General features: G+C 51.0%; 22 protein-coding genes. 15 read left to right on the top strand and 7 right to left on the bottom strand.

Features of this window, described 5'->3' with window-relative positions:
• The first annotated feature begins 70 nt into the window (after positions 1-70).
• The 6 genes from LQ777_RS06115 to pfkA all read left to right on the top strand — a co-directional run bounded on the left by LQ777_RS06115 (position 71) and on the right by pfkA (position 6,297).
• On the top strand, positions 71-1,312 hold the full coding sequence (locus LQ777_RS06115; RefSeq protein ID WP_341871368.1) for a lipopolysaccharide biosynthesis protein: 1,242 nt from the start codon (positions 71-73) through the stop codon (positions 1,310-1,312).
• Positions 1,313-1,348: 36 nt separating this feature from the next.
• Positions 1,349-2,194, top strand: coding sequence for a class I SAM-dependent methyltransferase (locus LQ777_RS06110; protein ID WP_232561637.1), 846 nt, complete (start codon positions 1,349-1,351; stop codon positions 2,192-2,194).
• A gap of 6 nt (positions 2,195-2,200) precedes the next feature.
• Positions 2,201-3,007: an FkbM family methyltransferase gene (locus LQ777_RS06105; protein ID WP_232561636.1), complete on the top strand. Its 807-nt coding sequence runs from the start codon at positions 2,201-2,203 to the stop codon at positions 3,005-3,007.
• Entirely contained in the window at positions 3,004-4,323 is a 1,320-nt protein-coding gene (locus LQ777_RS06100) for a glycosyltransferase family 4 protein (protein WP_232561635.1), read from the top strand. The genes LQ777_RS06105 and LQ777_RS06100 overlap by 4 nt, the downstream gene beginning before the upstream one ends.
• Before the next feature lie 41 nt (positions 4,324-4,364).
• Entirely contained in the window at positions 4,365-5,132 is a 768-nt protein-coding gene (locus LQ777_RS06095; protein WP_232561634.1) for a glycosyltransferase family 2 protein, read from the top strand.
• Between the two features lie 190 nt (positions 5,133-5,322).
• Positions 5,323-6,297 (top strand): 6-phosphofructokinase, encoded by a 975-nt coding sequence (gene pfkA / locus LQ777_RS06090; protein ID WP_232561633.1) that lies wholly within the window; start codon positions 5,323-5,325, stop codon positions 6,295-6,297.
• Between the two features lie 45 nt (positions 6,298-6,342).
• Here the strand turns inward: pfkA and LQ777_RS06085 are convergent, their stop codons facing one another.
• A complete protein-coding gene (locus LQ777_RS06085; protein ID WP_232561632.1) occupies positions 6,343-7,122 on the bottom strand; it encodes a YdcF family protein in 780 nt (259 codons plus the stop codon).
• A 100-nt stretch (positions 7,123-7,222) separates the two neighbouring features.
• Here LQ777_RS06085 and LQ777_RS06080 point away from each other — a divergent pair, with 100 nt between their 5' ends.
• Positions 7,223-8,704 carry a thioredoxin-like domain-containing protein gene (locus LQ777_RS06080; protein WP_232561631.1) on the top strand — a complete coding sequence of 494 codons (1,482 nt, stop codon included), beginning with the start codon at positions 7,223-7,225 and terminating at the stop codon, positions 8,702-8,704.
• Between the two features lie 86 nt (positions 8,705-8,790).
• Here the strand turns inward: LQ777_RS06080 and LQ777_RS06075 are convergent, their stop codons facing one another.
• Entirely contained in the window at positions 8,791-9,702 is a 912-nt protein-coding gene (locus LQ777_RS06075; protein WP_232561630.1) for a DUF58 domain-containing protein, read from the bottom strand.
• Between the two features lie 184 nt (positions 9,703-9,886).
• Positions 9,887-10,327 carry a septal ring lytic transglycosylase RlpA family protein gene (locus tag LQ777_RS06070; RefSeq protein WP_232561629.1) on the bottom strand — a complete coding sequence of 147 codons (441 nt, stop codon included), beginning with the start codon at positions 10,325-10,327 and terminating at the stop codon, positions 9,887-9,889.
• 271 nt (positions 10,328-10,598) lie between these two features.
• Here LQ777_RS06070 and LQ777_RS06065 point away from each other — a divergent pair, with 271 nt between their 5' ends.
• The gene (locus LQ777_RS06065) at positions 10,599-10,919 is read left to right on the top strand and encodes a DUF3276 family protein (protein WP_232561628.1); all 321 of its coding nucleotides are present in this window, start codon (positions 10,599-10,601) and stop codon (positions 10,917-10,919) included.
• 246 nt (positions 10,920-11,165) lie between these two features.
• Positions 11,166-12,266 (top strand): redox-regulated ATPase YchF, encoded by a 1,101-nt coding sequence (gene ychF / locus LQ777_RS06060; protein WP_232561627.1) that lies wholly within the window; start codon positions 11,166-11,168, stop codon positions 12,264-12,266.
• Positions 12,267-12,417: 151 nt separating this feature from the next.
• On the opposite strand, the gene LQ777_RS06055 is transcribed toward ychF, so the two are convergent.
• Positions 12,418-13,713 carry a type IX secretion system plug protein gene (locus LQ777_RS06055; RefSeq protein WP_232561626.1) on the bottom strand — a complete coding sequence of 432 codons (1,296 nt, stop codon included), beginning with the start codon at positions 13,711-13,713 and terminating at the stop codon, positions 12,418-12,420.
• A 144-nt stretch (positions 13,714-13,857) separates the two neighbouring features.
• Between LQ777_RS06055 and LQ777_RS06050 the strand changes: the two genes are divergently transcribed.
• The 6 genes from LQ777_RS06050 (at position 13,858) to LQ777_RS06025 (ending at position 20,849) form a co-directional block, all read left to right on the top strand.
• Positions 13,858-14,805 carry a bestrophin family protein gene (locus LQ777_RS06050; protein ID WP_232561625.1) on the top strand — a complete coding sequence of 316 codons (948 nt, stop codon included), beginning with the start codon at positions 13,858-13,860 and terminating at the stop codon, positions 14,803-14,805.
• A gap of 112 nt (positions 14,806-14,917) precedes the next feature.
• Complete coding sequence (locus tag LQ777_RS06045) at positions 14,918-15,355, top strand: nuclear transport factor 2 family protein (RefSeq protein ID WP_232561624.1); 438 nt, start codon at positions 14,918-14,920, stop codon at positions 15,353-15,355.
• Between the two features lie 56 nt (positions 15,356-15,411).
• Positions 15,412-17,217: an SGNH/GDSL hydrolase family protein gene (locus LQ777_RS06040; protein WP_232561623.1), complete on the top strand. Its 1,806-nt coding sequence runs from the start codon at positions 15,412-15,414 to the stop codon at positions 17,215-17,217.
• Positions 17,218-17,423: 206 nt separating this feature from the next.
• Positions 17,424-18,236 (top strand): oxygenase MpaB family protein, encoded by an 813-nt coding sequence (locus LQ777_RS06035; protein WP_232561622.1) that lies wholly within the window; start codon positions 17,424-17,426, stop codon positions 18,234-18,236.
• A gap of 82 nt (positions 18,237-18,318) precedes the next feature.
• Positions 18,319-19,701 (top strand): L-serine ammonia-lyase, encoded by a 1,383-nt coding sequence (locus tag LQ777_RS06030; protein WP_232561621.1) that lies wholly within the window; start codon positions 18,319-18,321, stop codon positions 19,699-19,701.
• A gap of 68 nt (positions 19,702-19,769) precedes the next feature.
• The gene (locus LQ777_RS06025) at positions 19,770-20,849 is read left to right on the top strand and encodes an AI-2E family transporter (RefSeq protein WP_232561620.1); all 1,080 of its coding nucleotides are present in this window, start codon (positions 19,770-19,772) and stop codon (positions 20,847-20,849) included.
• A 30-nt stretch (positions 20,850-20,879) separates the two neighbouring features.
• On the opposite strand, the gene lepB is transcribed toward LQ777_RS06025, so the two are convergent.
• The 3 genes from lepB to LQ777_RS06010 form a co-directional block, all read right to left on the bottom strand.
• Positions 20,880-22,049 (bottom strand): signal peptidase I, encoded by a 1,170-nt coding sequence (gene lepB, locus LQ777_RS06020; protein ID WP_232561619.1) that lies wholly within the window; start codon positions 22,047-22,049, stop codon positions 20,880-20,882.
• Positions 22,050-22,251: 202 nt separating this feature from the next.
• Complete coding sequence (locus LQ777_RS06015) at positions 22,252-24,780, bottom strand: PspC domain-containing protein (RefSeq protein ID WP_232561618.1); 2,529 nt, start codon at positions 24,778-24,780, stop codon at positions 22,252-22,254.
• 16 nt (positions 24,781-24,796) lie between these two features.
• Positions 24,797-25,198, bottom strand: a complete 402-nt coding sequence (locus tag LQ777_RS06010) for a PadR family transcriptional regulator (RefSeq protein WP_232561617.1) — start codon at positions 25,196-25,198, stop codon at positions 24,797-24,799.
• Between the last annotated feature and the right edge of the window lie 164 nt (positions 25,199-25,362).

Genomic DNA, 25,362 nt, shown 5'->3' with positions numbered 1-25,362 from the left:
TGGAGGCCGCTTCTTCCCTTTCTTTCGTGATACCGATCGCCAACACAATGGCTATTTGCTCATTGCAACAATGACTACTCTTGCGGGTTCTAGCTTGTCTATCTTGGCTTTATGGCTGGCGCGTCCGTGGGCAGTTGGGCTCTATCAGGCTCAATCGGCTTTATTTGTCGATTATTATTATGTATTGATTCCGCTGATGGTGTTCACGGTCTTTTTTGCCGTCTTTGACACTTACGCCCGACTACTGTATGATCCCGTTACAGGAACGCTGCTTCAACAACTGGTGCAGCGAATATTAATCTTGCTTACAGGCGTTGTGTACTGGCTCGGCTGGGTCACATTTCCGCAATTTGTAGGGCTCTGGCTGCTGGCCTTCCTGCTCCCGTTGGTCCTGATGGTTTACAGCGTAGCGCAGGACAAATCGCTTTTTTTCAACCGACGCTTTATATCCGTCAGTCCCGAATTGCGCCGAAATATTTTCCGTTACTCGGCGCTTACGCTGACTACTGCCCTATCGACGCAGATCATCTGGACCATCGACAAAGCAATGCTCAGCACCAGCAAAGGGCTGGATGATACGGGTGTCTACAGCACGGCTTCTTACTTCGCCAGCGTGATTGCCTTGCCTGCTACGGCACTTTACAAAGTTTCGGGAACGCTCATTGCCGAATCGTGGAAGGCCAACGACATGAATAATATTATGACCATCTACCGCAAAAGCTGCCTCAACCAGTTGATTGCGGGCTGTCTGGTCTTTGTCGGTGTAGCCGCCAACTTACCAACCGTTTTTGCCATTCTTCCGGCTGGGTACGAATCCGGTTATTACGTCATTCTGTGGCTGGGTTTAAGCAAACTAATCGACATGGCAACGGGGGTCAACGGTGTTATTTTGAGCACATCCCGGTATTACGCCTATGATTCCGTCTTTTTCGTGTTGCTCATCTTCATTACCATCCTGGCGAATAAACTGTTGATCCCCTTATATGGCATGAATGGGGCCGCGATCGGTGCGGTGCTGGCGACATTCTTGTATAACTTTGCCCGTACGGTGCTGGTTGGCCTTAAATTTGGCCTTCAACCCTTTACGTGGCGTAACGCAGCCGTTCTTGTGCTGGCTGCCCTGATCTGGTTTGTAGCCGAACTGGTGCCTCACCATACCGGTTCCTGGTGGATTCTTGGCATCGACGTTGCACTCCGATCAGCCGCTATAGGGGGCTTGTTTCTGGGCGGTATTTATGTATTCAATTTATCGCCGGATGCCACTGAATTATTGAACGGAGGCTGGTCTCGTATTAAAAAAATCTTGTCTTAACACACCTCATTCGTACCCACTTGTCTACCCTAACTCATGCGTAAACTGCTCATTCAAATCTTCGGTCTCGATACGCTGTATAAAGTCCGCAAATCGCGCGCCGTCAATTTTTTGCCCCGGCTCCGTCAAGCTAGCCGAAGCTATAACCACCGCTACGGCCAGATTCTGCGCTGGGGAGTCAACTCGCGCGAGGACACCAATTTCACGTACGAGCTAACGGAAGACAACCTGCTGTATCTGGCGCACACGGTAGCCGTAGTAGCCGATGTCAAGCCCGAAGCAGTATTGACTTACATCCGTGAAGCACAGTCCGATGAGACACTTCGGCAGTACATTCTGGAGAAAACCAAAACCTCCTCGTACCGTCGCGTGGCCGATTTGCGGGTTGAATTTGGCCGGCGGCTGGGCTGGTACGCGCTGGTACGACTTCGCAAACCTAGCGTTGTTATCGAGACGGGCGTTGACAAAGGCTTAGGGGCCGTTCTGCTTTGTTCGGCACTCCTGCGCAACCGGGCCGAAGGGAAACCGGGTCGGTACTACGGCACTGACATTGCGCCCAAAGCGGGTTATCTGCTCGACGGGGTTTACCGGGAAGTAGGCCAGGTGCTGTACGGCGACTCGCTGACCAGCCTGAAAGCGTTCAGCGATCCGATTGATCTCTTTATCAACGACAGTGATCACTCGTCACAGTACGAGCATGATGAGTACCGAGTGGTATTGCCCAAGCTAAGTCCAACGGGTATTCTGCTGAGCGACAATGCACACGAAACGGGTGTATTGGCCCGTCTGTCGCTGGAAGTAGGCCGTAAATTTGTGTATTATCAGGAAGTTCCGAAAGATCACTGGTATCCGGGAGCGGGCATCGGTTTTTCGTATAAGTAAGCTGTTATGTGGCTGTTTCGCTATCTTTTTACCAATCTGTACCGGGCCATTCAAACCGCTAATGGACGACGACTGCTGTGGTTATTTTTTCGCTATGCCGGGCGCCCACGTCACCAGAGCGGTATCATTCCGTTTTTACAGTATCGCTTTCAGGTGCCAGACGCTCTTTCGTTTGTATGGCAGTTTAAAGAGATTTTTGCAGACGAATCGTACCGGTTCCAGGCCGACATCAACGAACCGGTTATTCTGGACTGCGGGGCCAACATTGGCTCTAGTCTGGCGTATTTCCGGCAGCAGTACCCCAAAGCCCGGATTATTGCCTTTGAAGCTGATCCCGACATTGGCGCTATCCTGAAACAAAACCTGGCCAATAACCGGATTGACGGCGTAGACGTTGTGAACAAAGCCGTTTGGATAGACGACGACGGTATCGATTTTGGCAGTGGCGAAGCCGACTCTGCTTCGTTGTTCTCGGAAACCAACCGTCGGCACGTTCCGTCGGTTCGTCTGCGCGATTATCTGTTGCGGGAAACTCGCGTCGATATGCTGAAGATCGACATCGAAGGAGCCGAAACCGATGTGCTGATCGACTGCCGCGACGCACTGCGACACGTTCGCAATCTATTCATCGAATACCACGCTTACATCGGACACCCGCAAACCCTGGGTACGGTCGTGCAGATTTTGGAAGAAAGTGGGTTTCGGTATTACATCGACAGCAACCAGGCCCGCGTACGCCCACTGGTAAATCACCGCTACCGGGGCAACGATGTGATGGATCTGCAACTTAATATTTTCGCTTACCGCCCGTGAGAGTTACACACCTGAGCACGTACCACCTGTTTGGCGGAGCGGCTGTAGCGGCTACCCGGCTGCATCAGGCTCTCCTGAAAGTCGGGCAGTACACGGGCGCGGTCGAAAGCACGTTGCTGGTAGGCACCTCAAACCGGCAGGAAAAACACCGTCCCGCTCCGGGTGTGCGGTATTTGGCCAACAATTTTCTGGCGGAGCAAACGGCCTTCGGGCGCTTCGTGGCCGAACGATTGTATTTTTTACCCTTCGAGCGCGATTCTTCCGTTCGGTTTCAGTTTTCACCGGCGGTGGTTGGCGCGAATGTAGATTTCCACGAAGCGATTCAGCAGGCGGATATTCTGCACCTGCACTGGATCAATTTCGGGTTTCTGTCCATCGACGGACTGCGGGCGTTGTTTGCGTTGGAAAAACCAATCGTCTGGACGCTTCACGATCAGTGGGCGTTTACGGGTGGGTGCCACTACTCACGCGGCTGCGACCATTTTTTGACGCATTGCCGGCAGTGTCCGTACCTTAAAAAACCGGGCGATCAGGATTTGTCGTACAGGACTTTCGAAAAGAAGATATCGGTTTTTGAAAACGCCAACATCCATTTTACGCCACCGAGCCGCTGGCTGTCGGACGAAGGAATCCGTTCGAAATTACTTCGTTCTTTTCCGTTTTCAGTGATCCCGTATGCCATCGATCAGGCTATATTTCGGCCAATAGATCGTACAGAGGCCAATACCCACATCGGCATTCCCGATACAGATTCGTCGGGAGCGACCCCGGTTCGGCTGCTGTTTGGTAGCGCCAACGTGACTGACTCGCGCAAAGGATTCCGGTATTTCGCGGAGGCCCTGACGCTTCTCCATCAGCAACAGCCAAACCTGAATGTAGAAGTGCTGGTATTCGGGAAAGGTCGCTCGTATTTGTTTAATGAATTGCCGTTTACGGTTCGGCACCTGGGCATCCTGACAACCGAAGAAGCCATTGTAGCCGCCTACAACGCAGCCGATGCCATGGTTGTCCCTTCGCTGGAAGATAACCTGCCTAATACAGTGATCGAGTCGCTGGCTTGCGGAACACCTGTCGTTGCTTTCCGAACCGGTGGCATTCCCGAAATGATCGACCACAGGCAGAATGGCTATTTAGCAGACGTCGGTTCGACGCAGCAATTAGCCGACGGGCTCGCGTTTATTCTGAATCACGCTCAGCCGCAACAACTCCGGTACGATGCGCGGCTGTCAGCCGAAGAGCGCTTCTCGGAAGAAGTCGTTGCCGGCCAGTATATCCATTTGTACCATCAATTAATGAGCGAACGAAGGAGCCAGTAACAGATCGTTTGCTCACCGGTTAACTCTTTTGCTTTTTGCCAATGCCTAGCGTTTCCATCATCACCATCACCTACAACGCCGAGCGATTTCTGGAGCGCACGCTGGATAGCCTTGTTGCCCAGCAAGCTTCGGATTACGAATACCTCGTAATCGACGGAGCGTCAACGGACGGAACGCTGGCAATTATTAAACAACATGAAAGCCACGTCACCCGTTGGCTATCGGAACCCGACAACGGGCTGTACGATGCGATGAACAAAGGGCTGCACCTCGCCACGGGTGATTACGTCTGGTTTATGAACGCAGGCGACGAACTGTACGACAGCCAGACGTTGCCCAATCTATTGAAAGCCATTCAGACGAGTCGGGCGGATGTGTACTACAGTGATGCTTTATTTGTACGCGATGATGGAAGTCGGCAGTCTGGCTCGGCCATTGGTTTACGAAGCGAAGTGACACCGCACGCCTTGCCCAAAAACCTAACCTGGCAGGACATGAAACTGGGCATGAAAGTTTGTCATCAGGCTTTTGTCGTCCGCCGTTCGATAGCTCCGGACTATTTAACTGATAACCTGAGCGCGGACCTGGACTGGGAAATTAAGTGTCTGAAAGCCGCCCGAAAAATTGAGTTCCTGCCGTTTGTTTTGTGTAAATACCTCACCGGTGGTTTGTCGGTGCAGCAGCATCGCCAGTCACTGATCGACCGGTTCAGAGTATTACGTGCCCATTTTGGCTTGTTGCCAACCCTGCTGAATCATGGTTACATTATTGGGCGGGCGGCAGTGCATAAAGCGATTGGCTCGTCTTGAGCGTCAGCATTACGGCGTAATTCTTGTTTTTTTGTACGCTGATTCGTGCTTTTTATGAAATTTGCATGAATCAGAAGGGATAATTGCCAGAATCATGCCTTTAGATTGTGAAATGCGGATAAATTTGCGGGGTTGAAAACGAGAAGACCCCAAGTTCTTGTCCTTTCCTGATAAAAAATAGACTTGATCAATGAAAAGAATTGCTGTTTTTACCTCTGGTGGTGATGCGCCTGGTATGAACGCCTGTATCCGGGCAGTGGTCCGGGGAGCGGTCTATCACGGTCTCGAAGTATTTGGTATCCGCCGGGGGTACAGCGGGATGATAAATGGTGATATTTTTCAGATGTCCTCCCACTCGGTGAGCAATATTGTTCAGCGGGGCGGTACTGTCCTGAAATCGGCCCGTAGTAAAGAATTCATGACGCCCGAAGGTCGGGCAAAAGCGTACGAGCAACTCCAGAAGTTCGGTATTGAAGGTCTGGTTGCTATTGGCGGAAATGGTACCTTCACCGGAGCCACTATTTTCTACGATGAATACGGAATCCCAACCGTAGGCGCGCCCGGAACGATTGACAACGATCTTTACGGAACAGACCACACGATTGGTTTCGATACTGCCGTGAACACGGCTTTGGAAGCCATCGACAAAATTCGTGACACCGCTGATTCGCACGACCGCATTTTCTTTATTGAAGTAATGGGTCGCGACTCGGGCTATATTGCCATTCAGTCGGGTATTGCGGGTGGTGCTGAACTGGTGATGGTTCCCGAAGTACTAACTCCCATATCGGAGGTTGTCGAAACGCTGAAGTCGGGCTGGAGCCGTCAGAAGTCTTCGTCGATTGTTGTTATTGCAGAAGGCGAAGAAGAAGGCAACGCAACCGAAATTTCGGAGAAAATACGCGCTCAGGTGTCATCCGACATCGACATGCGGGTTACCACGCTGGGACACATCCAGCGCGGGGGTATCCCAACCGCTTACGACCGTATCCTGGCCAGCCGACTGGGCCTTGGTGCTCTGGAAGGATTAATGAACGGCGAGAAGAACGTGATGGCGGGCGTTGTTAACAACGAACTGGTTTACACCCCTTTCCGTGATACGATTCGCTTGCCTAAGCCCATCAGCGAAGATCTGCTTCGGATGGTAAAAATCTTGAGCGTTTAATAGACGTACTAATCGAGTGAGCGAGTCCATTCGCTCACTCGATGGCTAACTGTAGCCCATCACCGAGTACATCGTGTAGCCGACCAACTCTTTCACGAGGTAATAGGCATCGGCAAACGATTCTTCGTTGGGGAGTAGCCATTCGGTCGGCGCAAATGATCGACGACTACTTCTGAAAGCAGCCGGATAAGGCAGTACGGAAACGTTTTCTTTTCGAAAACAAGCCACTGCCCGGCGCATGTGAAAGGCTGACGTTACGAGCACGTATTGACTGGCGGGAAAACGCGCCCGAAGGAGTTTAGCCGTGAACAGCGCGTTTTCGTGGGTGTTGCGTGATTTACGCTCAAGCACAATATCCGTCGGTCTGACACCGGCTGTCGTTAAAAAACGCGCGGTCATTTCGCCTTCGTCACTCAGTTGTTTTACCTGAAAAGGCAGATCACCCGATCCTCCGCTAATCAGGATTGTTTGCACGGCGCCCGTCTTGTACAAATACAGTGCCTGCGCAGCCCGGTCGGCTTCCCGATTTAGCAGAAACCGATGATCCGGCGTTTCCTTGCTCCCATTGATCATGCCACCGGTCAGTACAATCGCCACCCGCTTTGTTGAATCAGCGGCCAAGCTCGTTGGTGGATACTCCCACCACAAAGCCAACTCATTCATCAGGAACGCGTTGCCAAAAACGTAAAAGACAACGAGAGCAACGATTATCATTCGACGCCGTAGCCTGGCCTTTCGGGTGAAGAGGGCGACAAACAGGGCACCTAAGAGCCAGCCCGCTGGTGTCAGCAAATAATAGAGCGTCTTAGAAAAGAAATAAAACATAGACTACAGGAAGCGCAATGAGCGTTTTGTAAAAGGTATTTTCTTAGACTAAATATGTAAATTTGTCTCTATTCTGCCGCGAAGATACACATCTGCTTGTATGAAAAATCTCCTTCTCTCCACCCTCTTCGGCTTGTTGCTGACCACGTGTTTGCGGGCTCAATCGACAACGCCCCGATCCGAGGGCTTTAAAATCACGGGTCAAATTCAGGGTGTCAAAGACACAACCTGCGTATTGGCTCACTACTTCGGCTCGGGTCAGTACATTCCTAAAGATACCGCTCGCGTTGATGCCACCGGCAACCTTGTTTTTGAAGGAAAAAATCACCTTCCGGAAGGCTTGTACCTCGCTGTAACGCCCAAGAACGGCTACATCGAATTTCTGATGACTGCCGATCAGGACTTTTCGTTCAAGACCGATACGGCTAATCTCATCAAAAACATGAAAGTAAGCGGCTCGAAGGATAACGAGCTGTTCTATACGTATCAGCAGGGTTTGGGCAGTTTTTACGATGAAGCAAAAGCGTTGGAAGCCGAGAAAAAAAGCCATGCTGATGCCGCATCGGTAGCGCTTGTGTCCCAGAAGATGAATGCGTTACAAAAAAAGGCGCAGGTCTACCGCGACCAGTTCTTTACCGAAAATAAAGGCACGTTTGCCGTTAAGCTCATCAAAGCGTCGGCGGAACCCGACGTGCCGCCCGCTCCGAAGCTGGCTAACGGTCGGCCTGATTCCGTATGGGTGTTCAATTATTTTAAAGGCCATTTCTGGGACGATTACGATTTTGCCGATGAACGGTTTGTTCGCACGCCGATCTTACAACGGAAGATTGATCGCTACCTGAAAGAACTAACTGTCCAAACACCTGATTCGCTTATCAAATCCGCCGATTACATGGTTGGCAAGGCGCAGGCGGGCAAAAATAAAGAAGTACTGTCGTACATCGTCTGGTACACCACCAGCCAGTACGAACAACCCAAAGTGATGGGAACCGATGGGTTGTTTGTCCACATGTTCGAGAAGTACTACGCCACCGGCATCATGCCCGTTACGGATTCGTCGACAATCAAGAACATTGGCGAGCGGGTCAAGACGCTTAAGCCCTTGTTGGTTGGTAAAACGCTACCGGCTCCGGCTGTCAGCGACACGCTTCGCCGACCGATCGCGTTCCAGAACATCAAGTCGGATTACACCGTCGTTTACTTCTACGATCCTCATTGCGGCCATTGCCGGGAAAGCGCACCGAAGCTCAAAAAATTCGTTGACACCTACAAAGGCAAAGGCATAGAAGTGGTAGCCATCGCCATCGACCAGACGCCGGAAGAGTGGAAGAAATTTATTCGGGAGTTTAAGTTGGGTAACGCGATCAACGGCTACGATTATGCGTCTCGTACTGATTTCCGTCGTCAGTTCGACGTGTGGACAACGCCAACGGTATATGTGCTCGACAAGAACAAGAAAATCTTGGCCCGCAAACTTCCTGTGGAGCAAATCGAAGATTTTGTGCTTTTCCATAAACGGCAGCAAGCATCCCAAAAGCCCGCCGTTGCTCCCGTCAACGCCAAAGCAAGCGTGAAAAAGTAACGGGGTGGTGTGGCATACCGACCTGTGGTCCGCAGTTTCCATTAACACTGTAGACCATAGGTCGGTATGCCGCATCACTATGTACGTTATTTCATCTTCGTTCGCTTCACCAGATACGACGTTAATATCTGATCAAATCCCTGAGCGATGTCGGCCTCGATAAAATCAATTTTGTACTGGCCGCACCGCATTTTCAGATCCTGAAAATAAGACTTCACCGCCTGCTGATACGTTTCCCGAACTTGTCCAGGCTGAAGTTTGACTTTCTCGCCCGTTTCCAGATCAATGAATTCGTACGGGCGTTCGTCAAAGGCAAACTCCTCCTCCGTTTTCTTATCCGTAACGTGAAACAACAGCACTTCGTGGAGATTATGGCGCAGGTGCTGCAAGGCCGAAAACAGCGCGTCGGACTTATCAGCGTTTTCAAACATATCACTGAAAATAACCACTAGTGACCGTTTATTAATTTTTTCGGCAACCTGATGAATCACGTCAGCCGCCGATGTTTTGCGCAGGGGCTTCGGTTGCTGCATCACCTGATCGAGCTGCGTAAACAGCTTGTGCACGTGCGAAGGCGTCGATTTTACGGGCGTTTGCAGGTCAATCGTATCAGCGAAAGTAGTCAGGCTGACGGCATCCTTCTGCCGCTGCAACATATACGCCAGGCACGCAGCTGCCATCACGCTAAAGGTCACTTTACCGTAGTCAGGCTCGGGATAGAACATCGACGACGACGTATCGATCAGCAGATGACAGCGTAGATTCGTTTCTTCTTCGTAGCGTTTGACAAACAATTTTTCGGTCTTCCCGTACACCTTCCAGTCAATGTGACGCGTGGTTTCACCCGTATTGTAAAGCCGGTGCTCGGCAAATTCAACAGAGAAACCATGAAAAGGTGATTTATGCAGACCGGTTATAAATCCTTCAACCAACTGACGGGCCAGAAACTCGACGTTGCCGAACGAGCGCACTTGGCCCAGGTTAAGAGCTTGTTTCATAGTGTATGCCGGACAGAAGAATAATGTACCGTTGTGTAGTTAACGAAAGGAAAACGGCCAGCGTACCGACAAGCTACAAATCATATGCCGGATAACAAAAAAGAACCGTTCAATGCCCGCGTCAGGAATTGCACGGATGAGCATTGAACGGTTCGACAGCGAATACGGAAAGAACCGTATTTGGTTATAACACCGGCTCCAGCAACGGCTGAAAAGCATCGGGTGTATCAAAAAGAGGAGCCGGGGTAGCAGCCGCCAGTTCACGGCCTTTGCTAACAACCCGAAGAGACACATTGGCTACTCCTTTAGAAACCATGCCAAGTGCCTGAGCAGCCGCGTGCGTCAGATCGATCACGCGACTTTTTGAAAATGGACCCTTATCATTGATTCGTACAATTACCGAGCGGTTGTTGTCTAGGTTTGTTACTTCAACCAGTGTATTCTTTGGTAATGAACGATGGGCACCTTCGAGGGCTTCCGCGCTGACGCGTTCGCCGTAAGCGGTCTTCCGACCATTGAACTTCTTGGAATAAAAAGACGCTTTGCCTTTCTGTATGAGGCTCGGGAGAGCCTCCGCCGGTTTTATGCTGTTAAAAAACAACATAAGGGACATGATATAACTCATACAGCTTTTGGTTACGTGAAAAATAAACGAAGGCAAATCAGTTGTATCTTCCGACTCCCTTCGTCTCCAAAAAGTGCAATTCCTATTAAACAAAGATAGGACAAACAGACCTATCTACCAAGCATTTAGCGAAAAAACTGTGGAACGGCCTCCACAACTCTGTCAGACTTCGGGGTTATCTCACCCCAAAATATATTTAGTACCAATATTTTTGTTCTGCTCCAATTGCCTGTATCTTTAGCATTTACGAATACACTAAACCTCACTGATTGTGGACGAAAAAGAACGGGAAAAGATCTATTCCAAACGGGTTAGGGCGGGTAAACGAACGTATTTTTTTGACGTAAAATCAACCCGCGCCAACGATTATTACCTCACCATTACCGAGAGTCGCCGACACCCGCAGGGAGACGGGTTTGTGTATGAGAAGCACAAACTATTTCTCTACAAAGAAGACTTCGACAAATTTATCGAAGCCCTTCAGGAAACGGTGGAACATGTGAAAACTGATCTTATGCCCGATGTCGATTTTGCCCAATTCTCCCAACGCGACGAACAGGACGACTTTGCCAGTGAACTAAAGTGGGATTAACTGAATTTTCAATGCATAAATTACGGTTCATGATTTAACTATACATGCTAATTCTTGACTGAGACCGGGTTTTCCCAAGTCATCAAGCCTTTGCTCCGTGCCGAAGGCTTTTTTTGCGGTCCGCTGCTGCGGTTGTAATTTTGCACAAACATGACGAGTGAACGAACTCATGAATAAACGAGCACTGGGTATTACTGGAAACTCGCTTATTCACTCGTTCAGCCATTCACTCATATATCCTTTATTATGGGCTTACAATGTGGTATCGTAGGTTTGCCAAACGTGGGTAAATCGACGCTTTTTAACGCAATTTCGAGTGGAAAGGCGGAAGCCGCTAACTATCCATTCTGCACAATAGAACCCAACGTTGGGGTGGTAACCGTACCCGACGAACGACTAGACACCCTCGAAGGACTGGTGAAACCCCAGAAAGTGGTGCCAACCATCATTGAGTTTGTCGACATCGCCGGACTAGTGAAAGGAGCTAGTCAGGGTGCGGGCCTGGGCAACAAATTCCTGGCAAACATCCGTGAGGTAGACGCTATTGTTCACGTGATTCGCTGCTTCGAAGACGACAACATCGTTCACGTCGAGGGTAAAGTGAATCCTGTATCGGACAAAGAAATCATTGATGCCGAGCTTCAGTTGAAAGACCTGGAATCGGTAGACAAAAAAATACAGCGCATCGACAAGGCTGCGCGCGTGGGTGACGCCAAAGCGAAAGCGGAGCTGGAAATTCTGAAGCAGTTCAAAGCAGCGCTCGAAGCGGGCAAAAGTGCCCGTACCGTACAGGTATCGCCCGAAGATCGGGAAGCGGCTATCGGCGACATTTCACTGCTGACTGTGAAGCCAGTTATTTACGTAGCAAACGTAGATGAAGGTTCACTACCAAACGGCAACGCGTACTCGGACACGCTTCGGGAAGCAGTAAAAGACGAGGGTGCCGAAGTCATCATCATCAGCGCGGGTATCGAATCGCAGATTGCCGAAATGGAAGACCCCGAAGAGCGCGAACTGTTCCTGAGTGAATACGGCCTTACCGAATCAGGTCTGAGCAAACTGATCAAAGCTTCGTATAAATTGCTCGGTCTGATCACGTATTTCACGGCGGGCGTCAAAGAGGTACGCGCCTGGACAATTCACCGTGGCTGGAAAGCGCCACAGGCTGCGGGCGTTATCCACTCGGATTTCGAACGAAAATTCATTCGGGCGCAGGTAATGAAACTAGCCGACTTCGAGCAGTTCAAAACAGAAGCCGGTGTTCGCGAAGCGGGCAAGCTATCCGTCGAAGGTAAAGAATACATCGTGCAGGACGGCGACATCATGGAGTTCCTTCACAGCGCCTAACCAGTAGGGCGGTAGTGCAGTATACCACCATCTGGCCCGCCTTTTTTATTTGCACAAATCGATTTCAGAAAAGCCCAACAGCTACGGTCAAAGCTGTTGGGCTCATTGTTTGTCTTCGGCACCCAGGATGTATGTATGCCACGTCACCGCATTACCGACGTTTGTTTACGCCTAATTTCTGGTAAGCAATGAGTTGGTCGGCGCGGGCGGCTGGTGGGCGGTGATACACGAAAACTTCGTAGTCGTTTTCAGTCGAGGAGTAACTACCCTCGATGTAAGCTTCATCGACCTTCGGCGGATTTGTGGTCTGAACTATGTAATCGTAGTTGTACACGCCTTGCTTGAGCAAGATAGAAGCCCGGTAAGCGCCCAGAATCGAATCAAACGACATGCGATTTCGGTCGTTCAACTGCCAGAAGTTAAAGGCTCCATTGACAAACACATCCACATTGGGCACTTCGGGTATACGCAGCGTAAAGATTGTTTCAATGTAATCGGCATTCGTGGCTCCGTTGCCCGTTTCGCGGTGATCGATTACAAACAAGCCGTTGAAATCGTCGCTCTGGATGTAAGCACCCCGGCTGCGTGGCTGATCGACCTGTACGTAAGCGATGTTCCGGTCGGCGTTCCGGTCAATACGGTCGATGTAATTGGCGCGGGACAGTACGGTTCGCGTGTCAAAAAAACGAAATTCATTTCCCCCCGGCATGGTGTTGCTCAGATCAATCAGCCGGTATTCCAGCACCTGGTCAAACGCGAGTACGTTGGTCGGACGAAGGCCCCGAATTTCGCGGTCGTCGCGGTAGTTCTGGCGGATAACGACTTTAAAATCATCCTGTGGAGAAATGACCTGGTAGCCTTTGTAGTTGAGCGCCAGGTCGATTTGCTGATCCGAAAACTGCCGAGCCGGATCAGTCGAGAAACGAACACTGGCCGCTACCGTGACGCGATTCTGGTAAGTGCTGAACCGCCGGGTAAAAAGGATGTTGTTCCGATTGCGCTCGTCGTAGACAACCAGCACGTAATTGCCCGGCAACTTCACGCGCGGTATCGTAAAGCGGTAGTGATAGTACGGAATTTTCGTATTTAGGGATACCTGATAGTCAGTAATCGGGTTATCGTTGTATTCGTACGTAAACTCGATGTCGTTCAGAACAGAGCGTTGCCAATCGGCGTTGCAATGAACAAGCCGGGCGCGGAATGACCGATAATCGGCCGTTAGATCATCAAATTCGAGTTGCAGCGGTACTTGCTCATCCAGCGAAATAACGGGCGGATTCAACGTCAGAGCCGGATCGTTGGGATTGGTTCCCACCTGCGGGAACAGCAACACCGTTTGAATTTTGGAATCGTAAATCCGGTCGATGGTCTGGAGTTGCTGCGCTACCACCGTCGTGCAACAAAGCCCGATCAGCAAAACAGAAAACAGCTTTTGGTAAACAGTCATGTAAACGATTTTTCAGAAAATTAGGTATACGAACAAAACTACGTGGCCGGGATTGCACACTCGTATCAACCACTAGCTGATTTTAAAAGTTGATAGCTTTGTAAAAACCACACAGGCATAACGGTTTCTCAACCCCATTCGGATATGATTCGGTATAATTCAAAAGATTGGTTTCGTTTTCTTTTCACCTTCAACCGGGCCGATACCGCCCGTAAGCTGTTTCCGGCTTTGGTTGGTGTGAGCGTTTACGCGTTCATCATCGTTCATTTTATCGAGCAGCTTGGCTTTAGCGAGAACGCGCATTTAAAGAATTTTTCGCTCATGCACACCTTGCTGAGCTTTGTAATTTCGATGCTGCTGGTTTTTCGAACCAACTCGGCTTACGACCGCTGGTGGGAAGGTCGGAAGCTATGGGGGAGCCTGGTCAACAACTGCCGCAACATGGCGCTCAAGCTGGATCAATTGCTGGAAACAGACCAGACCGAAAACCGTCTTTTTTTCAAGGCGATGATTTCCAATTTTGCCTTCGCCCTGAAAAATCACCTGCGCCAGAATTCCTTCGAACAGGAGTTTACCGAAAGTTCATCCTTCCCGATTAGCAAGCTCCACCTGGACGAGCACGTACCCCAGCAGATTGCCCTGGCTATTTTCGGCCGAATCAACGAATTGCAACGGAAGGGTGTCTTGTTAGCGGAACACATGCTGGTGCTCAATCCAGAGGTTCAATCCCTAATGGATATTTGTGGCGCTTGTGAACGGATTAAAAACACACCGATTCCGTTTTCGTACAGTTCTTTTATCAAAAAGTTTATCGTCGTCTACTGCCTGAGCCTACCGCTTGGCTACGTCCACGCGCTGCACTACCTGGTTATTCCGCTAGTGGTGTTCGTTTTTTACGTGTTGGCCAGCCTGGAAATTATTGCCGAAGAAATCGAAAACCCGTTTGGAACCGACGACAACGATTTACCGCTGGAAACCATCTGCGCCAACATCCACAAAACCGTCAACCAATCGTTTGACCATACGACCCTCCGGGCTCAGATGGCGGAGACGAGCGAAAAACCTCGAAAAGGCTTCACCTACGAAAAATAAGCACGATCTGGAGGGTGCGAAATGCGACAGGCGTAAGTAAACAACAAGGCCTCATTGACTTTGCGTAGATAAACCCGCCGGCCGGGATTTAGAACATTTCCTACTAAGAACAATGATCGCTAAAAAGTTACTTTTCTCTCTCCTCGCGCTGTGTCTGCTAACCACCGTTGACAGCCTTGCTCAAAATGAGGATCAAGGTGTTGCACAGGCCGTCGAAAAACTACGAAAGCTGATGATCGACCCCGACAAAGCGGGGCTTGAAGCGATTGCGTCCGACCGGCTGAGTTACGGCCACTCAAGCGGGAAGGTTGAAGACAAAGCGGCTTTCGTGGAAGCACTGACCAGCGGTGCATCCGATTTCAAAAGCATCGAACTTACCGATCAGACCATTACCGTAGTAGACAATACCGCTTTGGTACGTCATAAGCTGACGGGCGAAACCATTGATAAAGGCAATACGGGGCAAGTCAAAATAGGGGTCCTGCTCGTTTGGGTCAAACAAAAGAATGATTGGAAATTGCTGGCCCGACAAGCCGTAAAAGTTCAGTAGTTAACCCACCGTTTGCGGAACGGTTAGTGCTCCCTCTCCTGCGCGACAGACGCACCATGACTCGAAAACTACTTTTTCTTTCCCTGCTGCTTTGGTGTCAGCAGTTGCTGGTACGTGCCCAAGCCACGACAGATTACACTTGGTGGAATCCAGCGCAGAGCCAATTCCCTACCGTTGAAGGACAAGCCTGGCCCAAGGACGTGCAGAGTCTATACGACCGGCTCCCAGCGCAGGCTGAAAAGAAGGTTAGAAATATCGTCTGGAATTTGTCGCACAATGCTGCTGGTTTATTGATCCGGTTCAAGGCCAGCACCGATCAGCTAGTGGTCCGGTACGCGGTAACGGGTGCGCACGCCCTGCCCCATATGCCCGCCACCGGCGTTAGCGGGGTGGATTTGTATGCGCTGACCAGCGATGGCGATTGGCGCTGGTGCACCGGCAAATACGCGTTTAAAGACACGATTGAATACCGGTTTGCCAATCTGGAGCCAAACGATTCCTACCACCAGAAAGGCCGCGAATATCGGTTGTATTTGCCGTTGTACAATTCCGTCAAATGGCTGGAGATTGGTGTTCCAAAAGGCGCTTCGTTTACGCCCTTGCCCACCCGCGTTGAAAAACCCATCGTCGTCTACGGTACATCGATTGCGCAGGGAGCTTGTGCGTCGCGGCCCGGTATGGCCTGGCCCGCCATCCTGGGCCGTAAACTCGACCGTCCAGTGATCAACTTAGGCTTCTCGGGTAATGGCCGACTGGAAAAAGAAATCGTGCAGTTGCTTCCCGACATCGACGCCAAGCTTTACGTTCTGGATTGTCTGCCTAATCTGGTCGCTACCGTTGGCATTAGCCCGGACGAAATAAAAACCCGCATTATGGAGTCCGTCAAGACCTTACGGCAAAAACGTCCCGCCGTTCCGGTGTTGTTGGTCGAACACGCGGGTTATACCGATGGCAGCCTCAACCCCTCCCGACGAAAGCTGTACACCGATGTGAATGAAACCATGCGGCAGGCTTTCAGCCAGTTGCAGAGCGAGGGCGTCGATCAGATTTATCTGCTGCCTAATACGACTTTTCATCTGGACATGGACGACACCGTAGACGGTACCCACCCCACCGACTTGGGTATGCAACACTACGCCGATGCGTACGAAAAAAGCATTCGCCCTATTCTGAACGAACCCATCGGATCGTATTCGACAACCAAGCCTTGCACGCAATTTCGGGATGCCGCCATTTATGATTGGGAAACCCGCCACCGCGATATGATTGCGCTGACCAAAGTGAAGCCTCCCCGCATCGTTTTCATGGGCAACTCCATTACGCACTTTTGGGGTGGTCAGCCGCAAGCGCCCATCAGCCGGGGCAGCGACTCCTGGAATGCCGTACTCGAACCGCTGGGTACGCAGAATTTTGGCTACGGCTGGGACCGGATCGAGAATGTACTCTGGCGCGTTTACCACGACGAACTTGATGGGTACGCAGCCGCGCAGGTTGTTCTTATGATCGGTACCAACAATCTGCAACTAAACACCGATACCGAACTCATCGAAGGACTAAAGTTTCTGGTCAATGCTATCAAAGTCCGTCAACCGAATGCCGCCATTCTGCTGCTGGGTATCCTCCCCCGTCGTGAAGGAGAGCCGCGCATTCGGGAGCTTAACAAAAGTATTGCTCAGGCATCGGCACAATTAAACGTAACCTTCGCTGACCCGGGAACCGTTTTTCTGACTAGTGACGGCAAAATTGATGAGTCGTTGTTCACCGACGGATTGCATCCCAACGCCATCGGTTACCAGAAACTAGTCAGTAAACTGGCCCCCTACCTGAAACCCATTGACCAAAGCCGCAAGCTAAAGCGGTAGTCCTGGCCCAGGATGCTTACGAGTTCAACCCCCAACCGACACAACGGCCAAACTTTGCCAGGCCACGGATGGACACGGTGTTTGGAATGAACCATCTGGCCGCGAATTGACTTATTCTATTGATACCCATTACGAATTCTTAACGACTCGTCTGCGAAGCAAAAACTCTACCTACAGCGACATAATCAACTCAGAGCGTTACAGGCATGAGCCACAGAAACCGGCCTTCCACCGAATACTCACACCCCTACGAGTCGGGTACTTTTTTTGTTCAATCCGATTCCATCGTGCGCCGGATTTGGGGCGACGCTGACGTTATCCTGCTTGTCTTTGCCGGATCAGCCGCTGAGTTTGCGCTCAACCGAGCCGTAGACTGGCTGTTCTTTACGGGTAAGCTTCCCGCCGACCCTATCGCGCGGCTGTTCTCGACCGTGCGTTACGCGCAGGAAATTGTATTTGCGCCCGAGCAGCAAGCGCGACAGGCCATTACGCGCATGGGCGCTATTCACGGCGGTGTCGAGCGAAAACGAGGGTATCAGATTCCCGACTGGGCTTACCGCGATGTGCTGTACATGCTCATCGATTACTCCATGCGGGCTTTCGAAACGCTCCACCGCCCTCTGACCGACCCCGAACGGGAGGAAGTATTTCGGACGTTCCGGGAAGTGGGTGCGGGTATGCACGTTCCTGATCTACCTACTACCTACGCCGACTGGCAAATCGACCGAGAGGCACACCTCAGCCGCGATCTGGTCTACAGCGAATACACGGATAAACTGTTTCGTCGGTACCGGGAGCAGCTGGGGGGATGGCGGTACGATCTGCTTCGGCAGGCGCAGGCCGTTCTTGTACCCGAACAGGTACGTTCGGAACTAAAGTTGCCCCAGAAGCCGTGGCTCGGTTATTCCATTGGCCTGTACAAAGTACTGAACGCGTTTGGGCTACGATCCGTAACTCAGCAAATCTTACTACCAACCGAGTATCTGGATCAGATCCAAAGCTTAGACGTTCACAAGTAGCCACTAGTACATCGAAGCTACGGGCGATCCGTTGCGATTCAAGCGCATGATTCGCTAAATTGCTTTATTAACACGCATCAACATGGCTACTACGCCAATTACGACATCTGTTTTTGATTTATTCAAAGTAGGGCCTGGACCATCGAGTTCGCATACCATCGGTCCTATGAAGGCCGCATTCGACTTTCGCCAGCGTATAGCCAGCTTACCAGCCGATAGCCAGACGCAAAGCGATTCGATTCACGTTCTTTTGTACGGATCGCTCAGCGCTACCGGCAAAGGACACGGAACCGATCGCGCTGTAGTCGCCGGATTACTCGGCTGGCAACCCGAAACGACTGACCCTACGGCGCTGCTCAGTCTGCTCCGTGACCCGAGCGTCTCCTATCCCATTTCGGTAGGCACTCAACCAATTAAAATAGGCCCACAGCATATTCACTTTGAGCGGAAGCGATACGATTCGCCGTATGCCAATACGATGGTGCTTCAGCTACGAGCGGGCGAACAGGTGTTGCAGCAGGAAGAATACTATTCTGTTGGGGGTGGCTTTATCATCCGCAAAGGCGAACCGGAAGTTCCCGCTGACAAGCTGTCGGTGCCGTATCCCTATAGCACGATGGGCGAGCTGAAAGCGCAGTTGGACAAACATAATATTTCGCTCGATGAACTGATGCTGACAAACGAATCGGCTCTAACGGGTCGCAGCCGGGCGGAGATCAATCAGCGGATCGACCAGATTCTGGACTTCATGCACAAAGCCGTCCGGCGTGGGCTGCGCCATAAAGGTACACTCCCCGGTTCGATCAAACTGACGCGCAAAGCGCCCATTCTGTTTCAGCAGGCAAAGGGCATGAGCCATTCATCAGATAGCTTTTTGATTTTCCTCAATGCCTACTGCCTGGCCGCTTCGGAGGAAAATGCCGCTGGTGGTATCGTCGTAACGGCCCCAACATCGGGCGCGTCGGGGGTTATTCCGGGGCTAACGTTCCTGGCCAAGCACCATTTCCACTACGACAAAGCGACACTTCGCTCCGGAATGCTCGCAGCGGCAGCGATTGGTTTTCTGGTCAAACACAATGCCAGTATTTCCGGGGCCGAGATGGGCTGTATGGGCGAAATTGGAACGGCCTCCGCGATGGGTGCCGCTTTCCTGACGCGCTGTGCGCAAACCAACGGTCCGATTGGCGCCATTGAAGCAGCCGCTGAAATAGCCATCGAGCATCATCTGGGCATGACCTGCGATCCGATTGGCGGTTACGTTCAGATTCCGTGTATCGAGCGAAACGCGATGGGAGCGGTCAAAGCGTACAACGCCTTTCTGCTGGCTACATCCGGGGCCGCTTCTTTCCAGAAGATTTCACTCGACGCGGTCGTCAAGGTAATGAAAGCAACCGGACGCGATATGTCCACCAAATACAAAGAGACTTCCGAAGCGGGTCTGGCACTCAGCGCCACCGAATGCTGAAAAGCAAAACAATTCAGGGGATATAACGTGTTTCTCTCTCAGTGTGAATTTGAACACGCTTTATCTCCATGACAAACATATACACTTCCCAGCAACAACGGGTTCTGCTGATAACGAGTCTGCTAATCATTGCCGGCTTTATTATCGTAGGACTCAGTGGCTACGCATCGGCTTTTCTGGGTGCCGGCATTCTTTACGTTGTCCTGCGCCCCTGGTTTACGGCACTGGCCATCAAACGCAAGTGGAACCGCCCCCTGGTGGCTACACTGCTGATCATTTTTTCACTGGTCGTTATCATTCTGCCCTTTCTGACTCTGAGCCTCATGCTCATCGGGCGAATTCAGTACTACAGTCAGCACACCGACGACATTCTGAATCTGGTGAAAAAAGCGGAGGATATGACGGGCTACAAAATCACGAGCCAGCAGAATATCCGTACCATTGCCCAACAGGGAGCCGGTTACGCGAGCCGACTATTGCCATCTATCGCGGGTGGAGCTTTGGACTTTATCGTTGTCCTAGGTCTGATGTTCTTCACCATGTACTTCATGTATGTGGAACAGGAATCCTTTCAGAAAGGCTTGCAGAAATACTTGCCTTTCAAACGCGATACCCAACGGGAACTGGGCGAATCCCTTAAAAACAATGTGAATGCTAACGTTTTGGGTCAGGCACTGGTGTCCTTGGTGCAGGGTATACTGACGGGCCTGACGCTGTGGTTCTTCAACGTACCGGATGCGCCTTTCTGGGGCGTTGTTGGCTTTTTTCTCGCTTTCATTCCGCTGTTAGGAACACCTCTGGTCTGGGGGCCGGCTGGACTGATCAAGTTATCACAGGGTGACACGGGCGACGGGGTTGGCATTCTGCTGGTCGGCGTTATCGTGATCATCAACATTGATAACCTGCTCCGTATTATGCTCGCCAAACGCATGGGTGATATTCATCCACTCATCACGTTGACAGGGATTGTCCTAGGCGTCCCTATCTTTGGCATTTTAGGTCTGGTTATTGGCCCTCTCCTCCTCTCGTATTTCATTGTTCTCATTCAAGTATTCGAACGGGAAAACAAAAAGCAAGAGGAAGAGATTGCCAGAGAAAAAGAACGGGTGGAAGTCGAAGCAGAACGCCACGTCGAAAAAAACACCTAACCGAAATCTCGGTCAGTACTCGCAACCAGCTTAATTGATCAAGCTGAACAAATGATTCCAGCGGATTGTGTGCCAGATATCCGCTGGAACCGGATCAATAGACATCCAGACAAAGACAGCTTTGCCAACGATATGGTCTTCGGGCACGAAGCCCCACACGCGTGAATCTTCGGAGTTGTGTCGGTTGTCGCCCATCATAAAGTAGTAATCCTGTTTGAAGGTGTACGACGAAATGGGCTGACCGCCAACGGTGATCCGCTCTGGCGTTACTTCAACCGTCGAGTTGCCTTCATACCGTTCGATGGCAGGGCCGTAAACAGCAATCGTCTGCTTGTTCAGGGGAATCGTCATCCCCTTTTTAGGAACGGTAAACGGTCCGAAATTATCCAGATTCCACGGATTGGCAGAACTACCGTAAATGCCGGGCTGGGCCTGATTCGGTTGCTCCAAGATAGGTTCGATACCCTTCACCCAGTCGAATGCTTTAAACTTGTCGATAGTAGCCTTCGTTGCGTTGACGCGATAGCCAACGAGGGTTGCTAGCTTGGTCGAATCGTTGTATGATTCGAGCGGTTGCCAGTTAATGAAGGGCCCTTCTGCCGATTTGAAATCGTTGACAATATCGTATTTGCGAAAAAACCGTTCGTCGAGTACCTCGGTGGTTTTGATGAAGTACGAGGTTTCTGCCTGATCCGGAACAGGAAACAGTTTGTTATTAACATACACGTTGCCTGACTGGATGGTCACAACATCGCCCGGAATACTAATACACCGCTTGATGTAGTTCGTTTTCAGGTCGGTTGGATAGTCGGGTTCACCCGCTTTACGCGGTGGATAGTTGAAGACGACTACATCGCCATTCTTGACCCGCGAAAAACCGGGTAACCGATACGAAGGCAGTTGGATAGCCGTGCTGTAGGATGGAATATTAGTACCCCATATTTTCTGGTGCGTGAGGGGAATTTGCAACGGCGTTTTGGGCGTACGAGCGCCGTAATGCAGTTTACTGACGAATAGATAATCGCCAACCATCAGGCTATTTTCCATCGACGGAGTGGGAATCGCAAAAGCCTCAAACGTTAAGAAGCGAATCAGCGTGGCGGCTATAACAGCGAATAGAACCGAGTCAGCCCATTCCCGAAGTGCTGATTTTTTAGGTTTAGCCGTTCGATCAACGGTTTTCGTTTTGTTCCAAAACATACTGTAGTGAGGTTACTGGTTGTCTGTACGCCAAATAGCGATTTCGCTTGATAGCCAAAAGGTAAACCATTCCCTATCAACGAATCTTTTCTTTTACACCGACGGCGCAATAAGCAGATAAATGTCGAGTCGTATAAAAAAACAGGCTCCAGCGCGCTAGTGCACTGGAGCCTGTTTTTACTGTTGATTGGTTAGCTTGACGCTACTGCCGTGTTACCTTACTGGCCCCCGATGTTTCAGAGTCCAGTGAAACGACCTGACCTAACGTCGCGTGGCTGGCCCCACTGGCGTCAACGGCTGCTTTGTCGATATTCATGCCGGTTGCCTCGATCTTGCTGGCTCCGCTCAAGTCAGCTTCCAACTCTTTTGCCCGACCACGTAAGACGGCATTCGACGCCCCCGACAGGTTGATTGTCAGCTTTTCGGCATCGCCATCGAACACCGTTCGGCAGGCACCGCTCATGTCGATACTCAGAGTGTTATACTTGTCGAAACCGGTCAGGCTGGCTTTCGACGCCCCCGACAACTTAAGCTCATTGATTGACGGAACGGTAATCGTCAGACCGATGCGCTTGCGGTTACTCCAATCGAATACACCGTTACGCTCGATGGATACGTCCAGCGTGTTGCCGTCTACTTTTACGTTGATGTCCTCCAGGTCTTCTTCCCGACCATCGGCGACGACTTTGTAGGTAGTGCCTTTGCGGAAACGAACGACGAACGCGCCACCCACATCGACCTTCGAAAAATTGCTGACGTTGAACTGACGGGTATGGTCGCCAACATTATCAAAGTCGTCTCCTAATTCGTCAGTTACGGCGTTCTGCACATCATCGGTGATGTCGGTCACATCATTGTCTTCGCTATCAAAGCCGCGGTCTTTTTCACGAGGATAGGTTATGCAAACGAGTCCATCATTTTTCGTAAACTTCCAGAGGCTCGATGACATCCGGTCAATTTCTTTTCCACCAAACTCATTCCGAACAAAAAGGGCAAAATCTTTGGTCATGCGGAATGGTTTCTCGTACGGAATCATCAGTTCCATATCCAGATCCTGCGCCCGGAAACGAGCACCCGGCTTTAGTTCGATTGCGTTATCAAAGGTCACTGTCGAATCGTTAATCACATACGCGTACTTGATCTGACGGGCATTGGCCTGTGCATCAGCCCGGCTTGACCCCTGGGCTTTGAAGTGCTGCACCAGATTCCAGGCGGCCCCGTCGTAGCCTTGCAGTTCAACGGATGGACGCCAGTTATCGTTGTCTATTTCATTGATGGCAAACGTTGGGACAGCGGTCGGGACAGTCAGCACCAGCGTTTCCGTTACGGTTCCCCGACGCTGGAAGCTGTTGATCAACGGAGCTGCCGTTCCACCGAAGATGACCAGGCTAACGAGCCAAACACCTGCTATTGTTAGGGCGGTACGGCTGCTCAGTACATTGCGGGTAGTGATGAGCATAACCCCCAAGATGGCCAATCCGAACGCGGGAAGAAAGCCAACCAGGAATGCGGACAGAATCATAGGAAGCGTAATGTCGTTGCGAAATAATTCAATCTGCTCAAAGCCACTACCCGGTCCAAAACTTGTTTGAATGCCAATTCCTGCACCCAGAATGGCCAGACAGGCAACCATCAGCGCAAACGCAACGACCAGCATGAGTAACCCGGCAAAGACGCGAATAATTGTCAGCGTACCGGCCAGAAGCGGCCCCAGTGCACTACCCAATCCACCAATGACGGTCGCAATTGCCCGGAAGGGAAAGAGTAATACGCGCGTCAGCGTACTTTCGTTATTGGGCGATTCGTTGATATTCAGGTTCTGTTTAATGCTGTGCTCAATGTTCGACAACGTAATGGGCTGGCCCTGCATTTCCATTTTTTCCGTTAGTGTGTTGGCCTGTGGGGCAATGATCCACAACACCAGATACAGCAGAAACCCTACACCGAAGAACACAATGCCCAGCACGAACAACAGCCGGATAACACCCCGATCAACGCCGAAGTAAGCAGCAATTCCCGAGGCCACACCACCCAGCACTTTATCTTCTGGATTGCGAAAGAATTTCTTGACGGTTTTGTCATCTTCGATCGTCGTCACACCCGGCAAAGCGATCCACATGGCAATGTATACGATCACCGTAAAGCCGCTCAAACTACCGAAGAAGTCACCATGCGATGCGCCACCCAGGGCCGGCAAACCAATCACCAGCAGGACAAAAATCAGGCGTACCCACACAACGTCCATGTTGAAATAATGGGCCAGACCAGCCGCCACGCCACCGAGTGTTTTCCGGCGCATGTCGCGAACCAGCCGACGTGGTTCGGCGTACGCATTACCCGCAGGTTGTGCGGAACTGTAGGCTCCCGTGTTCTGTCCACCAACCGGATTACTGGTGGGTTGTGAACTACCCGCAGCAGTTGCCGAATTACGCCCACCGCTAGTCACCAGTATTTCTTCTTCCTCAACGGCCTCAAAATCGGCAACGGTACCCATAGCCGCGACGAGTTCGTTGACATCTTCGAGCGAGACAGCCTGTTTGTCGGCGACTTTCAGCTTGGCGAGCAGTTTCTCCGCAATCCGGTTCTCGATGTCCGTAACAATCTCCTGACTGTCTTCGTAGCTCGAAAAGTACTGTTGAACCGATGTCAGGTAACTTTTTAATTTGTCGTAGCCATCCTCTTCGATATGGAAGATGACCCCGCTTATATTAATACTTATGGTCTTTTTCATGGCGATGGAGAGTAGGTTAAGCGTTGGTTGAAGGATTAGCTGGATCGACGATTATAGGCGTACTACCGTTTGCAGGTTTTTTGTGCTGATCGGTCTTACTGATGATGGCGTTTACCGATTCGGCCAGTTCCTGCCAGGTTTCATTGAGCGAACCGAGCGAATTACGGCCAAGCTCAGTCAGGATGTAGTATTTTCGTGGCGGCCCGGATGTGGATTCAACCCATTTGTAATCGAGTAATCCCGCGTTTTTAAGCCGCGTCAGCAACGGGTATAAGGTTCCCTCCACGACCATGATACGGGCCGAGGTCAGTTCGTCAAGCATATCGGAAGCGTAAACCTCGCCCCGCGATATAATGTGCAAAATGCAGAATTCCAGGATTCCTTTTCGCATCTGCACCTGAGCATTTTCAATATTCATCGGTGTATAGCTTTTAGTAGTTGTCAAGCTCTGGCTACCCGGCCTGGCGATTATGAATTCCGGCTTACAGTGACTAGAGTAGAGCGGGTTGACCACCGACGGTAATCGGTATCCGAAATTCTTACATCAAAGGTAGCATAAGGTACTATGCGATGCAAGGTACC

Source organism: Spirosoma oryzicola, assembly GCF_021233055.1.
GTDB lineage: Bacteria > Bacteroidota > Bacteroidia > Cytophagales > Spirosomataceae > Spirosoma > Spirosoma oryzicola.
This window is presented reverse-complemented; position numbering and strand designations above follow the sequence as displayed.